We start from the raw sequence: 13,898 nt of genomic DNA on the forward strand, positions 1-13,898 counted from the left end.
GGACGGGGTGGATGCGGGCAGGCTCATGTGTTCCTCCGGGGCGAACGGCTGGTTCCGGTCGTGTCCCGGGTACCCAGGCGGTCGGCACCTCGTGGCGTTCTGCCCGCGCGCCGCTTCCTCGTGGTCGGTTCCACGCCCGCGTGGCCCTGCCACGCTCGCCGGCCGGACGTCCGCCAGGCCGGTGTTCGCCAGTCACGGCGCGCGGCACCAGTTTACGGGTGCGGGGGCGGCACCGGGGTCAGCGAATCGACCGACTCCCGGACGCACCGGGGCGGCGGACCGGAGGACCGGCGGGACGGCACCGGGGCCGGCGCACCGGCTCACCGCCGAGACGGCAACGGCCCCGGGGCCCGGGCCGGCGGAACGATCAGCCCCGCTAGGTCACCGGGCCGCGGCGGTCAAGACCGTCGATCACCGCAAACTCCCTTCGCATTCCTCCCGAGCGACGATAGAAAAGAGCACAAGTCAGTCGTCAGACCGAACGGAGCTCACGTTGACGTCAACCGAACAGGCGATCGCGGCGGCGGACGCCCACAGCGCGCACAACTACCATCCGCTGCCGGTCGTCGTCGCGTCCGCGGAGGGCGCCTGGATGACCGATGTCGAGGGCACCCGCTACCTCGACATGCTCGCCGGCTACTCGGCACTCAACTTCGGGCACGGCAACGCCCGCCTGATCGCCGCCGCCAAGGCCCAGCTGGACCGGGTCACCCTCACCTCGCGGGCCTTCCACCACGACCGGTTCGCGGACTTCTGCACCGAACTCGCCGCGCTCTGCGGCATGGAGATGGTGCTGCCGATGAACACCGGCGCGGAGGCCGTGGAGACGGCCGTGAAGACGGCGCGCAAGTGGGGCTACCGGGTCAAGGGCGTGCCGGACGGCCGCGCCAAGATCATCGTGGTGGACAACAACTTCCACGGCCGGACGACCACCATCATCAGCTTCTCCACCGACCCGGAGGCGCGCGCCGACTTCGGTCCGTACACCCCCGGCTTCGAGATCGTGCCCTACGGCGACCTGGCCGCCCTGGACGCGGCGATGGACGCGGACACCGTGGCCGTGCTCATGGAGCCCATCCAGGGCGAGGCGGGCGTACTGGTGCCGCCGGCCGGCTATCTGGCGGGCGTACGCGAGTTGACCCGTACCCGGAACGTGCTCTTCATCGCGGACGAGATCCAGTCCGGCCTGGGCCGTACCGGCAAGACCTTCGCCTGCGAGCACGAGGGCGTGGTGCCCGACATGTACGTGCTGGGCAAGGCGCTGGGCGGCGGTGTGGTCCCGGTGTCGGCGGTCGTCTCCTCCCGCGAGATCCTCGGCGTCTACCAGCCCGGCGAGCACGGCTCCACCTTCGGCGGCAACCCGCTGGCCTGCGCGGTGGCGCTGGAGGTCATCGCCATGCTGCGCACCGGCGAGTACCAGCAGCGCGCCACCGAGCTGGGCGACCACCTGCACCGGGAACTGAACCTGCTGGCCGGCGGGCCCGCGGTGGACACCGTCCGGGGCCGCGGCCTGTGGGCGGGGGTGGACATCAACCCGACGTACGGCACCGGCCGGGAGATCTCCCAGAAGCTGATGGCCCGGCGGGTGCTGGTCAAGGACACCCACGGCAGCACCATCCGGCTCGCGCCGCCGCTGGTGATCAGCAAGGAGGACCTGGACTGGGGTCTGGAGCAGCTGCGCGCGGTCCTCAGCGCCTAGCCGTCCGGCGGGGAGCGGGGGCGCTGCCCGCACCCCGCTCCCCGCATCCGGGCGGCGGCCCTGAGGCCCCCACCCGGATGCGGGCACCCCGCGGTACGCCTCCCGCCCCGCCCGCGCCGCCCGGTCAGGGCTGACGCAGGTCGCGGACCATGACCGCGTAGTCCGAGCCGTCCGGCCAGGGCCGCTTCACCCCGATGCACTGGTAGCCCCAGTCCTCGGAGAGCCGCTGCACACCCTGCTGGTCGGTGTCGACCAGGAAGGACATCCGCTCCTCCAACCGCGAGGCCATCAGGTTGTCGTGGATGCGCCAGGCGGTGTCGGTCTTCCGCCAGCGCTCCCGCACCATCAGGTCGAAGAGGGCGAAGGTGCGGAAACCGGTCTCCCGGCAGAACTCCGTGTCCGGCCGGGGCCGCACCGTGAACCAGTGGTCATCACCCCCCGCGGGCAACGGAGAGCCCTGGGCGAAGCCGACCGGCTCCCCCTCCTCGTAGCCGACCACCGCCTCCCAGGCCGGGTGCGCACTCTGCTCCGCCAGCCGCTCGGCGTACCCCCGCACGTCCGCCTCCCGGACCCCGGCCGCCTCCACGCCCGCCGCGTACACCTCGGCGTACACATCCAGCAGGATTCCCCGCACCTGGGGTAAATCGCCCTTCCTGTAGTGCCGGAGTTCGACGCTCACCGCACCGTCCCTTCCACCTGGGCGAGTTCAGAACACTTCACGGTACCGGCGGCGTCCTTGGGCCGGGCGGGCGGAGACCTCGCGCAGGGGGCTCCGGGGCTCGGGGCGGCGGGCCGCACGTCATGCCCGGGTCACGGCGTTCATATCCCCGTAACAGTGCGGTCATGGGACCGCTGCTGTCCCGGGAATCCGGCAGTCACCGCTGGTCGTGCCGCGTCTTACCATCGCCAGGAATCGGAACCACCGCCGCGGAGCACGACGCGGGCCAGAGCGCCGGCGCACACCGGGGCGGGCGCACGCGCGGCCGCGTCGGCGACCGTGAGAAGGAGACCGCCCGTGCCCACCCTTGTCGAGCTCGCCATGCTTCCGGAGCCCACCGGAGAGCCGGGTGGCGCCGTCCCCGAACCCTCGGCGGCGCTGGGTCCGGCCCTGGTGGAGGCGCGGCTGCGGGGCGAGCGGGAGCACGGGCGGCAGTTGGCCCGGCTGCTGGAGCAGGCCCGGGACCAGGGGACCGTGCAGGAGCGGATCGTCCGGGTGGTCCGCCGGCTGGCCGGCGCCCTGGGCGGGATGGCCACCCTGACCACCGAGTGCGGGCAGCGGCTGGCCGCGACGCCCGAGGAGGCCGTGGACATGCTCCCGGTCAACGACCTGACCTGGGACGTGCTCTCCGGCCGGCTGGCGGCGGCGGCCGTGGAGGACGGAGCCTGGCGGATCCGGCTGATCGCGGTCGGCGGCACCCCGCCGCGGGCGGTGCTCACCCTCGGGCTGCACCGGCCGTTCGACGAGCACGCCGCCGCGCTGCTGTCGCAGGCGGCGCAGATCCTGGCGCTGCTGCTGGAGATCCGGGGGGCGGCGGTGGAGGGCGAGCAGTTGCTGCGCACCGTCTCCCAACTGCGGCTGGCGGTACTGCAACTGCTGATGACGGGGCAGGTGACGGCGGCGCAGCGGACCGCCGAGGGGCTGCGCCCGGGGCTGCTGGACGCCGAGTACGCCCGGGTCTACATCGTGGAGGGGCCCGCGGCCGAACGGCCCGCGCTGGCCCAGGAGTGCGGGGCGGCCATCTCGGACCGGGCGCTGGTGGTGCCCTGCCCCGCCTTCGACTCCCATCTGATCGTCGTCTGCCCGGTGCGGCGGCCCGTGCCGGGGGCGGCCCACGAGGACCGGGCGGTCGAGGAGCCGCTGCGCCAGATGGTCGGTGCCCGGCCGGGCCACTACCTGGGCGGCAGCGGGGTGCGGCCGATCGGCGAGGCGGCGGGCGCGTACGGGGAGGCCGTCCGGGCGCTGGCGGTCGCCCGCTTCCAGCCCGAGCGGAGCCGTCTCTACAGCCCCCGGACCGGGCTGCACGAGGTGCTGGAGCCGGACGCGTGGGCCCGCTGGGCGGCAGGGGTGCTGCACCCCCTGGACACGGTCCCGTACGCGGCCCGGGACCCGCTGCTGGGGACCGTGCGGCTGGCGCTGGACTTCCCGGCCACCGCGGCGGCCCGGATCCTGGGGGTCAGCCGGAACACGGTGCGGGCCAGAACGAGCAGAGCGGGGGCGCTGCTGGGCCTGGACCTGACGGAGGCGGCGGACCGCGCGACCGCGCACCTGGCCCTGCGCACCGCCCGCAGGCTGCCCGCGCAGGGGCCGGCGCCGACCCTGGACGCGCTGCTGGCGGCGACCCCGGTGGTCTCCTGGGCCAGGGCACTGCTCCGCGGGCTCGACGCGGACCGCCGTGATCTGCGGAGCACGCTGCGGGCCTGGATCGCCGCCAACACCCATGTGGAGACCACCGCCGACCGCTTGGGCGTGCACGTCCAGACGGTACGCGAGCACCTGCGCTCGGCAGAACGCCTGCTGGAGCAGCAACTCCTGGCCGGGGGCGGGGGCGTACACGACCTGGTGCTGGCCTTCGCGGCCCTGGAGGCGGCCGGTGAGGCGCCGAACGCGACCGGGAGCCGGCGGGACTCCGGGCAGGCCCGGAAGGGGCAGCGGTAGCTCCAGGGCACCATCGGAAGGGCACCATCGGAGGAAGATGGCGGCAGAGCGTCGCAGGTTGAGTGCCCTCGGTGAGAGTGGCCGGATTATGGTCAAGGTAAGAGAAAAAATGATGCGGATCCGGCCACCGAGCAGCGAGAATACCGACGGTAACCGTGCACTGGTGACAGTTTACGAACCTGAATCTGTGCACATCTGAGGTGTGCCGACGCTCCCCGACCCGCCTAGGGTCGGCTTATCGGCCGCCCGGCGGGACCAGCAGTGCTCACACCCCGCCGGGCGGCTCTCCGAACCTGCCGGCGCCGCCGACCTGCCGGCAGCACAGGGGAGGCCCTGGTCTACGGGGGAGGCCAGGGCCTCCCCCGCACCCACCACCTTCCCGGCGCCGCCGCCGTACGGCCGTCACCGGCGCCGTGTTGGTCAGCCCCTCCCCCGACGACCGGCGCCCGGCTCGCCGTCAGGGGAGCGCCCGCAGCAGGGCGTCCAGGGCGCCGGAGAAGGAGTGGTCGGGGGGCGTGCCGTAGGCGAACACCAAGGCGTCCTGGACGGTGTCCAGGCCCGGCCCGGCGGCGTCCGGGTGGCGGAAGGCCGAGAGACCCTGGAGCGCGAGTCCCTGCCAGGCGGCGCCCTGGACCACGGACCGTTCGGTGCCGGCCGGGAGCTGGAGCACCGCGTGCAGCCCGGCCGCGATGCCGGTCACCCGGATGTGCGGGGCCTTCTCGGCCAGGGCGGCCACCAGTTGGTCCCGGCGGCGGCGGTAGCGCACCCGCATGCCGCGCACATGCCGGTCGTACCCCCCGCCGGCGATGAACTCCGCCAGGGTCAACTGCTCCAGGGTGCCGGTCCCCCACTCCCCGGTGCGCTGCTCCAGTACCTCATCCACCATCCGCTCCGGCAGCACCATCCACGCCAGCCGCAGCGCCGGGGCCAGGCTCTTGCTGGCGGTGCCCAGGTAGACCACGTGCTCGGGGTCCAGTCCCTGGAGGGCTCCCACCGGCTGCCGGTCGTACCGGAACTCGCCGTCGTAGTCGTCCTCCAGCACCAGCCCGCCGGTGCGGTTGGCCCAGTCCACCACCGCGGCCCGGCGCTCGGAGTGCATCGGGACGCCGGTGGGGAACTGGTGCGCCGGGGTGAGCAGCACCGCCCCGACCCCCGGCATGTCCTCCAACCGCCCGGTGCGTGCCCCGTGTTCGTCCACGGTCAGCGGTACGGTGCGCAGCCCGCCCCGGGTGAACACCTCGCGGTGGATGTCCAGACCGTACGACTCCACCGCCACCGCGCCCCTCCCGCCGCGGGCCCGCAGCACCCTGCCGAGCAGCGCGAGGGCCTGCATGAAGCCGGTGCACACCACGATGCGCTCGGGGTGGGCGCGCACCCCGCGGGCGCGGGCCAGGTAGTCGGCCAGCACCCCGCGCAACTCCGGCCTGCCGCGCGGATCCCCGTAGCCGAAGGCGTCGCTGGGGGCGGCGGTCAGGGCGCGCCGGGCGGCGGCGAGCCAGTCGGCGCGCGGGAAGGCGGACACGTCGGGCTTGCCGGGGGTCGCGTCATAGCGGGGCCGGGTGGCCGCCAGTGCCGGGCGCATCACCCGCGGGCCGGCGGGCTCGGGGGGTATGGCGCGCCGGGCGACGCGGGTCCCGGAGCCCTGACGCGCGGTCAGCCAGCCCTCGGCGACGAGTTCGCCGTAGGCGTCGGCCACCGTGTTGCGCGCGATGCCCAGGTCGGCGGCGAGCGTCCGGGAGGACGGCAGCCGGGTGCCCGGGGCGAGCCGCCCGCCGCGCACCGCGTCCCGCAAGGCCCTGATCAGGGTGGCCCGCACTCCGCCGGTGGTCCCCGCCCCGGTCAGGTCCAGGTGCAGATCGCTGCCGAACCGCGCCTCCGCGTCCGGACCGGGCTCGGCCGCCCGTGTACTCCCCCGCCCAGTGGCCCACGTTTCCGCCATGGCAATGGACCATACCTCCGGGGTGTGACGAGCCTAGCCTCGTGTCCATGAGCACTGAGACGAGCAAGGAAGCAACCGCCGACGCCACCACCCACGAGCCCCGGATGAACACCCTCAAGCTGGCACCCGACGTCTACCAGGCGATGGTCACCCTGGAGCAGGCGGCCCGCAAGGGCCTCGACCCGGTTCTGGTCCACCTGGTGAAGATCCGGGCCTCGCAGATCAACCACTGCGCGTTCTGCATCGACATGCACACCAAGGACGCCCGGCTCGAGGGCGAGACCGAGGCGCGGCTGTACCTGCTCAGCGCCTGGGAGGAGGCGGCGGGCTACTACACCGAGAAGGAGCGGGCGGCCCTCGCGCTCACCGAGGCGGTCACCGTACTGACCGACGGCTTCGTCCCGGACGAGGTGTACCAGCGCGCCGCCAAGCACTTCGACGAGTCGGAGCTGGCCCGGCTGGTCTCGCTCATCGTGGTCATCAACTCCTGGAACCGGATCGCGGTCACCAGCCGCATGGCGCCCGGCGCCTACCGGCCCGGGACGCACAAGTGACCGCGGTCGAGACCTTCCGGGCCCTGCACCGGGACCGCGAGCCCGGTGACCCGCTGGTGCTGCCCGGCCCCTGGGACGCGGCCAGCGCGCGGGTCTTCGCGGATGCCGGCTTCCCCGCTCTGGCGACCCCGAGCGCGGGGGTCTCGGCGTCGCTGGGCTATCCGGACGGGGGCGGCACCCCGCCCGGGGAGATGTTCGCCGCGGTGGCCCGGATCGTACGCGCCGTGGACATCCCGGTGTCCGCCGACATCGAGGACGGCTACCGTCTGCCGCCCGCGGAGCTGGTGGAGCGGCTGCTGGAGGCGGGGGCGGTGGGCTGCAACCTGGAGGACACCGACCTGGCCACCAGGCAGCTCAAGGACCCGGCCCGGCACGCGGACTGGCTGGCCGAGGTACGGGCCGCGGCCGGCGACCGGCTCTTCCTCAACGCCCGGGTGGACACCTTCCTGCGCGGGGTGACCGACCCCCGGGCGGCCGTCGACCGGGCCCGGCGGTACGCGGCGGCCGGCGCGGACTGCGTCTACCCCCTCGGCGCGCCGCCCGAGCTCCTCCCCGAGCTGGCCGCCGAGATCCCGGTGCCCCTCAACGCGGCCTGCGCCCCGGACCCGGCCCAGGTCGCCCGGTTGGCCGAACTCGGCGCCACTCGCGTCACCTTCGGCCCCGGCCTGCACCACCGCGCCATGGCCGCCCTCACCGAGACCGCGACGGCCCTGCGGGCGGGGTGAGCCTCGGATGCCCGGGCCCGCCGGTCGACCGCCGGTGGGCCCGGGCTCTCGCGTCAGCCGCTCACGGTGCGAAGGCGGCCGCGACGATCCGGTTGACCAGGGCCATGTCGTTGCCCCCGCCGGTGACGGGGTTGAAGCAGTAGACCAGGCGGCGCCGGAGGTCGGCGGTGGTGAACATGCCGTCGGTGTAGCCGTAGGTGCTGCCGGTCTTGCCCCACACCGTCACATCGGGGCGTCCGTCGCGGCCCGGAAGGGTGACGCGCATCAGGCCGGCGCTGTAGTAGGCCCGGCCGTGGCCCGGGTCCCCTGCGGAGCCGCCCGGATAGGGGACGTCGGGCACGGCGAGCAGTTCCTTCATCTGGGCCGGTGCGAGGAGCCGCCCCCGGAACAGGGCGGTCAGGAACCGGTCCAGGTCGGCGGTGGTGGAGAGCATGCCGCCCGCCCGCGGATTCTGCTCGGTGACGTCGACCAGCTCGCCGCCCCCGTCGGGCCGCGGCACCGCCAGGTACCCGTGGGCGTGCGGGCCGGGGATCGTGGGATCGGTCTCGGGGGCGGTGGTCTGCCGCAGGCGCAGGGGGCGCAGGACGCGCTGTGTGATCTCCTGCTCGTAGCTGTGTCCGGTGAGCTTCTCGACCAACATGGCGGCGACGTAGTAGCCGGTGGCCCCGTAGACCTGCCGGCTCCCCGGCTCGGTGAAGGGCCGGTCGTGCCGGACGGCCTTGGCGACCAGTTCGGAGAGCGGGTGGTCGTCGAAGCGGTGCCGGACGATGGCCTCGGGTGTGGACGGCATGTCCTCGGCCGTCAGTTCGGGCAGGCCGCTGGTGTAGTTCAGCAGGGTGCGGACCGGGATCGGCGGGTAGTTCGCGGGCAGCAGGTCGGGCAGGTAGTCCTGGACGGGCCGGTCGAGGTCGACGCGGTGTTCCGCGGACAGTTGCAGCACCACGGTGGAGATGAAGACCTTGGTGACGCTGCCGAGGCGGAAACGGCCGTCGACCGGCACCGGTTGCCGTGTCGCGGTGTCGGCGACTCCGTAGGTGCCCGTCCAGTGCCCGGCCGGTCCGCTGACCCGCGCCAGCACCCCGGTCACCCGGTCCGGCGAGGTGGCGAGTGCCTGCTGGAGCGCCTCGGGGTCCAGCTCCGGCAGCGAGCCGTGGGTGCGCTGGGCGGCGGTGGCGGAGTGCTCGGCGGGCGCGGCCAGCGCGGGTGCGGCGGCGCCCAGCGCCATGGCGGCGACGGCCGTACACGACAGCACGGCCCGGGTGCACCGGCGCCGCCGGTTCCCCGGGGTGGTCGCGCGGCGGGCGGAAAGCGGCTCGAAGATCATGTCCACGAGACTGCTACTCCCCGGCGCCCCGCTCATCAGGGATCTCCCCGAGGTCATCCCCCAGCAGCCCCTGAACCGGCCTCGTGGTGCGGCGACTTGTCGTCCACACAGCCCTCGGGGTTCGGCATGACGGTCGGCGACGGGTGACGGCGTCGGCCTGCCCTGGCCGCCCGGCAGACGTCCGAGGTGATCCGGCGAGGGGATGGACCGGCCGGGTGACGACCGGCCCATGGGTGCGGGTGCCGCTCAGCCGCAGAGGAGAATGCTGACCGCGCTCTCCATGTCGCAGGTGAGGAGGCTGCCCTCGCTGGCGGGTGCCTCACCGCTGTGCTTGTCGTCCACGTCCAGGTTCTGCAGGTCGAAGATCACCATGGTGGTTTCCTTTCGTGCCGTCCTATACCGCAGGACAGGGGATCGCAGCCGCACGGATGTGGGCTGCCGCCGGGGTGTCCTGCCGCGGGGGCAGGAACGGGAGGTGGGCCGCGCGATCGCCGAGCGCCGCGCCCAGGGCGAGCAGGCAGCCTGCGGTGCCGGTGGCCAGGTCCATGGACAACCGCAGGTTCTGGTGGCCGGGGAAGGCGGTGGCACCCCGGTAGTCCATGCGGTACCAGCCCAGGGCGGCGGTCTGGGCCGCCAGTTCACCCGGGGGAAGCCCGGGGGTGGTTGTGCGGGCGAGATACCAGACCACGCCGGCCAGGCCCTGGAACAGCCCGGACTGGACGTAGAAGCGGGAACTTGCGGCCAGCAGGATGCCGGAGCGGGTCTCGGCCAGTTCCTCGCGGCGTTCGGGGGCGTGGACGAGGTAGTCGTCCAGTACGGCCCCGATGCCGAGGCTGCCGGCGCCCAGGTAGGGCATGGTGCGCCAGCCCTCGTCCACCTGGAGGGCGTTTCGGGCGGTGCGGACACATCGGGTGAGGTCTCGGCGCAGGGCGCGGTGGGCGAGGTCGAGCAGGGCCGGATCGCCGAGGTGTTCGTACCGGCGCAGGAAGAACAGGGCCGGTCCGGTGGCGCCGTGGAGCAGCCCGGCCCGCGGGCGGACGGCCCCCTGCTCCCGCTCGGCCGCTGCCAGTCGGTCGGCGAGCAGCTCCGCGATCCGGGTGGCGGGGCCGTGCAGGCCGCTGTGACCGGTGGTGTGGGCGAGGTGGTCGAGGACCAGGCCGATACCGGACAGCCCGCCGTGCAGGTCCGAGGGCAGCCGCTCCCAGTCCGTGCCGAGCAGGGTCTCGGTCAGGGTGAGGGCGCGCCGCTGGTGGCCGAGGCGGTCGAGGGTGAGGATGACGCCGGCCAGGCCGTCGTACAGGCCCGGTGGCATCCGCGGTGGTGGCGGGTCGGTGTGGTCCAGCAGCCACTGCTCGCCCGTCTCGTACCGGCCTGCCCCTGTCTCGGCCAGGGCGTGGAGGACCCCCGCGGCGCCGTGCGCCAGGCCGAGTCCGCCGCCCGCGGTGAACTGCGCGATGTCTCCGGGGAAGAGCCGGTCGTCGCGGTCGGGGGTGGCGGAGGAGAGGATGGCCCGCACCATGGAGTCCCGGCTGCGTGGCCAGTCACCGGGCTCGGGCAGCCGTCTCGACCACCAGCCGAGGGGTGTCCTCCGGGTGGACGGGGTGGGACGTGGCGAGTCGGCGGTGGGGCGTGCCGAGGTCGGGGGCGCCGGTTCGGCATCGCGGGTGATCTCGGCCACGGCCTCCGCCAGGAAGGCGGCGGGTACCTCCGGGAACTGCACGGAGACGATCTCCGCGAGGTGGTCGGCCTTGCTCCGGTCCATGGCCAGGAGCATGGTGACCGGGAGGAACAGGGCGAGCCTGAGGCAGGCCAACGCGTAGCGGTCCACCTCCGTACCCGTACGGTTCCGCGGGGCGAGGAAGCCCGGGTGGGCGAGCACCTGGCGGCCCCGCTCGCCGTCCAGGGTGGCGGCCTCGAAGTCGAGGAGGCGTACGGTGCGTTCGTCCGGCTCGACCATGATGTTGAACATGTGCAGGTCGTTGAAGCAGACCTGGCGGGAGTGCAGGACCGCCACCGCCTTCTCCACCGCCTGGTGGACCTCCAGCGCCCAGCGGGTGTAGCGGGTGAGGGCCGACGGGTCGGGTGCGGTGGACAGCAGCGGGTGGCGCTCGGCGAAGCAGGAGTTGAGGGTGCGGCCCTCGACGAACTCCATGGCCAGGAAGCGGTGGTCGCCGACGGTGAACCAGTCGTGTCCGGCGGGGGCGACGCCCAGCCCTGCCAGCCGTTCCAGGGCCGCCTTCTCCCGCTCCAGGCGAGCCACGGCGTCGGAGCCGTCGATGGCGAGCCCGGCGTGCGCGCGGGCCTCCTTCAGAACCACCGTGCGCCCGTCCCGGGTGTCGGTGGCCCGGTAGACGCCTCCGCCGTTGGAGTAGTGCAGGGCCTTCTCGACGCGGTACGGCATTTCGGCGAGGGTGGTGGCGTTGCGGGCCGCGAGCTGCGGGCGGAGGAAGGGCGGCAGCGTCACCCACGCGGGGACGTGGAAGACCGGCGCCCTGTGGTCGGGGACCAGCCGCCCCTGGTCGTCCTCGATCGCCGGCACCGGATCGCCGTGCTCGTCGGCGCAGCGCCGGGGCGCGAAGGCTCCGTAGCGCACGTACAGCGGGCCCTCCTGCCAGCGCAGATCCGTGAGGACGTACGGCCCGGGGCGGCCGCCGACGATCGCGTGCAGCTCGGTGAGGATCGTGTGCAGCCGGTCCTCACCGGAGGGGTAGACGGTCATGAACTTGCCGCTGCCGTCCCGGCCGGCGTACTTGCCGTTGCGCAGCAGCAACTGGTGCGGCGTGGGCACGAATTTGAACGGGATCGCCCGCGGAACGCAGTAGTCCCACACATCGCGGGCGGTCTTCTCCGCGTCCTCCGCGGTGGCCGACACATGGATCTTCCAGCCCTGCGCGGGCCGCGCCTCCGCTCCCGCCACCGACGGGCCCGGGACCAGGTGCAGCCAGTCGCCGCTGCGGAAGGACGCCCACCCCTCAGGGACGGGCCGCCCGGCCGCCTCGAAGGGTGCGCGGTCCACGGCGTCCGGCAGCCGGTCCAAGGGCTCGTAGAAGTGCCTGTCCGCCAGGCAGTAGGCCACGTACCGGTTGTCCACCGCGCACTCCTCATCCGCCGACGAGCCGGGAGTCGCCGGGACCCCAACGTCGCACACCCGACGGGCGAAGGCACCCATACTCGAGCAAACAGGTGTACGGAGGTGAAGCGACCGGACCACCGATGCGCTCGGCCGGTCGGTGGCACGCCAGCGAGCTGAGACTGCGCCGGACCGCCTGCCTCCGGAGGAACGGATCAGCTCGGCGTTCGGGTACTCCGAGGCCCAGCCGCGCTTACCCCGCCGGGTTCCGGACTCAACAGGGGCCCTAGTAGCCGATGGTGAACCGGCGCTGGACGAACCGGGGCAGCTCGGCCTCGTCGACGAGTGCCACGGCGGCGTCCTCGGCCGAGATGCGGCTCCGGCCATCGGCGTCGAGGATCGGCTGGTCGCCGCCGACGCGGAAGCGGCCGGTGCGCTCACCAGGGGCTATCTCCTCGGCGGGACTGAAGTAGGTCCACAGCCGGTTCGAGGTGCGCAGGACGTTCAGGGCGTCCCGGTGGCCGCGGACGGCGGCCGCGTACTCGCGGGGGAGCCCGAGGGCGTCGAGCGCCTCGTGGAGGAGGTCGTCATGGTCGGCGCGGACGACCCCTGGAGCGATTTCGAGGCTGCCGGCGCCTCCGATGACGATGAGTCGGGTGCGGGGGTGGCTCTCCAGGGCGGTGAGGAGCGCCCGGGCGGCGGTGGCGTAGACGGTCGGGTCGGCGATGGAGCGCCGGACGGTGTCGGCGATGTCCTTGGCGCCGTTGCCGGGCTGGTATCCGCTGATGAGGACGTCCAGGCCGGGCAGGACGGCGGCGATGTCGGCGCTGTCCAGGACATCGACGCTCGCCCAGGTGAGGTGTTCGCGCGGGTCGTCGATCGCGGAGGCGTCGCGGCTGAACGCGGTGACGCGGTGCCCGCGGCCGAGGGCTTCGGTGACCACACGGCTGCCGATGGTGCCGGTGGCTCCGATGACTCCGATGTGCATGGATCTCCCCTTGGTCATGCCGGATGGACGGCGCGAGCCCATCGCTTCGAGCGCCGTGTAGGAACTATACGCCGTGAAGTTTCAATACGGGGCCCAATCACGTGACGCTGTAGAGTGAGCGCATGGCAGGAACTCGAAGCACCGGGCGGCGCGAGCGGCTGCGGGCCGAGACGACCGCCGAAATCAAGAGCACGGCCCTGACGTTGATGGGCTCCGGCGGCCCCGACGCGATCACCCTGCGAGCGATCGCCCGCGAGATGGGCATGACCGCCAACGCCATCTACGGCTACTTCGCCACTCGCGACGACCTCGTCACCACACTGATCGCGGACGTCTACACCTCACTCGCGGACGCGGTCGACGCCGCCTGGGCCGCCTCGGCGCAGGCCGATCCGGCGGCCCGGATCCAGGCATGGGCGCATGCCTTCCGCGACTGGGCGCTGGCCAATCCGGAAGGCTTCCGGCTCATCTACGGAGACCCGGTCCCCGGTTATCGCGCCCCCGAGGGCGGCGCCGCACCGCAAGCCGCCCAGCGGGTCTGCGTGGGCATCGCGGCGCTCGCCGCCGCGGCCTGGGACCCGGCCCGACCGCCGTACGAGGACGGCGACTTCACCTGGGCGGACTTCGACCCGGGCCTGCTGGACAAGGTCCGCCCGGCCTTCCCCGATCTGCCACCGGCCGGCGTGGCCCTGGCCCTGAGGATCTGGGGGCACCTCCACGGCCTGGTCGCCCTGGAGGTCTACGGCCACCTGCGCGCCCAGACGCTCGCACCGGCCAAGCTCTTCAGCGCCGAACTGACCCAGTTGACCCGGTCCTTGGGCTTGGACGGCCAGGGCGTTTCCTCCGGAGCGTCCGGACGGCCGGGCGACGCCCACCCTGGGGCGCGTGCGGGGTCGTGATCACGGCATGGGGGTTCGCCTTCGCGGCGAGGCCGGGGCCGGGG

At 73.6% G+C, this 13,898-nt stretch carries 11 protein-coding genes; 5 read left to right on the forward strand and 6 right to left on the reverse strand.

Features of this window, described 5'->3' with window-relative positions; genetic code table 11:
• Window positions 1–493 precede the first annotated feature (493 nt).
• Window positions 494–1,699, forward strand: coding sequence for an ornithine--oxo-acid transaminase (gene rocD, locus E4099_RS18570; RefSeq protein WP_135340216.1), 1,206 nt, complete (start codon window positions 494–496; stop codon window positions 1,697–1,699).
• A 124-nt stretch (window positions 1,700–1,823) separates the two neighbouring features.
• Here rocD and E4099_RS18575 read toward each other — a convergent pair whose 3' ends face one another.
• Window positions 1,824–2,378: a GNAT family N-acetyltransferase gene (locus E4099_RS18575; RefSeq protein WP_135340217.1), complete on the reverse strand. Its 555-nt coding sequence runs from the start codon at window positions 2,376–2,378 to the stop codon at window positions 1,824–1,826.
• Between the two features lie 336 nt (window positions 2,379–2,714).
• Here E4099_RS18575 and E4099_RS18580 point away from each other — a divergent pair, with 336 nt between their 5' ends.
• On the forward strand, window positions 2,715–4,355 hold the full coding sequence (locus E4099_RS18580) for a helix-turn-helix domain-containing protein (protein ID WP_135340218.1): 1,641 nt from the start codon (window positions 2,715–2,717) through the stop codon (window positions 4,353–4,355).
• Window positions 4,356–4,812: 457 nt separating this feature from the next.
• On the opposite strand, the gene pdxR is transcribed toward E4099_RS18580, so the two are convergent.
• Window positions 4,813–6,294: a MocR-like pyridoxine biosynthesis transcription factor PdxR gene (gene pdxR / locus E4099_RS18585; RefSeq protein ID WP_135340219.1), complete on the reverse strand. Its 1,482-nt coding sequence runs from the start codon at window positions 6,292–6,294 to the stop codon at window positions 4,813–4,815.
• 47 nt (window positions 6,295–6,341) lie between these two features.
• Here pdxR and E4099_RS18590 point away from each other — a divergent pair, with 47 nt between their 5' ends.
• Both E4099_RS18590 and E4099_RS18595 read left to right on the forward strand, forming a co-directional pair.
• Window positions 6,342–6,848: a carboxymuconolactone decarboxylase family protein gene (locus E4099_RS18590; RefSeq protein ID WP_135340220.1), complete on the forward strand. Its 507-nt coding sequence runs from the start codon at window positions 6,342–6,344 to the stop codon at window positions 6,846–6,848.
• Window positions 6,845–7,573, forward strand: a complete 729-nt coding sequence (locus tag E4099_RS18595; RefSeq protein WP_135340221.1) for an isocitrate lyase/PEP mutase family protein — start codon at window positions 6,845–6,847, stop codon at window positions 7,571–7,573. The genes E4099_RS18590 and E4099_RS18595 overlap by 4 nt, the downstream gene beginning before the upstream one ends.
• 61 nt (window positions 7,574–7,634) lie before the next feature.
• On the opposite strand, the gene E4099_RS18600 is transcribed toward E4099_RS18595, so the two are convergent.
• The 4 genes from E4099_RS18600 to E4099_RS18615 all read right to left on the reverse strand — a co-directional run bounded on the left by E4099_RS18600 (window position 7,635) and on the right by E4099_RS18615 (window position 12,955).
• The gene (locus E4099_RS18600; RefSeq protein ID WP_135340222.1) at window positions 7,635–8,897 is read right to left on the reverse strand and encodes a serine hydrolase domain-containing protein; all 1,263 of its coding nucleotides are present in this window, start codon (window positions 8,895–8,897) and stop codon (window positions 7,635–7,637) included.
• Window positions 8,898–9,143: 246 nt separating this feature from the next.
• On the reverse strand, window positions 9,144–9,269 hold the full coding sequence (locus tag E4099_RS18605) for a SapB/AmfS family lanthipeptide (RefSeq protein ID WP_135340223.1): 126 nt from the start codon (window positions 9,267–9,269) through the stop codon (window positions 9,144–9,146).
• 22 nt (window positions 9,270–9,291) lie between these two features.
• Window positions 9,292–11,988: a class III lanthionine synthetase LanKC gene (lanKC, locus tag E4099_RS18610; RefSeq protein WP_135340224.1), complete on the reverse strand. Its 2,697-nt coding sequence runs from the start codon at window positions 11,986–11,988 to the stop codon at window positions 9,292–9,294.
• Window positions 11,989–12,253: 265 nt separating this feature from the next.
• Window positions 12,254–12,955, reverse strand: coding sequence for an NAD(P)-dependent oxidoreductase (locus tag E4099_RS18615; RefSeq protein WP_135340225.1), 702 nt, complete (start codon window positions 12,953–12,955; stop codon window positions 12,254–12,256).
• A gap of 122 nt (window positions 12,956–13,077) precedes the next feature.
• Between E4099_RS18615 and E4099_RS18620 the strand changes: the two genes are divergently transcribed.
• On the forward strand, window positions 13,078–13,854 hold the full coding sequence (locus E4099_RS18620; RefSeq protein WP_135340226.1) for a TetR/AcrR family transcriptional regulator: 777 nt from the start codon (window positions 13,078–13,080) through the stop codon (window positions 13,852–13,854).
• Window positions 13,855–13,898 lie beyond the last annotated feature (44 nt).

Origin of the sequence: Streptomyces palmae (genome assembly GCF_004684805.1) — a bacterium.
Classification (GTDB): domain Bacteria; phylum Actinomycetota; class Actinomycetes; order Streptomycetales; family Streptomycetaceae; genus Streptomyces; species Streptomyces palmae.

Coding starts and splice junctions, on each gene's coding strand:
- E4099_RS18590 (WP_135340220.1), top strand. CDS start 6,342: ATGAGCACTGAGACGAGCAAGGAAGCAACCGCCGACGCCACCACCCAC.
- E4099_RS18620 (WP_135340226.1), top strand. CDS start 13,078: ATGGCAGGAACTCGAAGCACCGGGCGGCGCGAGCGGCTGCGGGCCGAG.
- E4099_RS18615 (WP_135340225.1), bottom strand. CDS start 12,955: ATGCACATCGGAGTCATCGGAGCCACCGGCACCATCGGCAGCCGTGTG.
- pdxR (WP_135340219.1), bottom strand. CDS start 6,294: ATGGCGGAAACGTGGGCCACTGGGCGGGGGAGTACACGGGCGGCCGAG.
- E4099_RS18600 (WP_135340222.1), bottom strand. CDS start 8,897: ATGATCTTCGAGCCGCTTTCCGCCCGCCGCGCGACCACCCCGGGGAAC.
- E4099_RS18605 (WP_135340223.1), bottom strand. CDS start 9,269: ATGGTGATCTTCGACCTGCAGAACCTGGACGTGGACGACAAGCACAGC.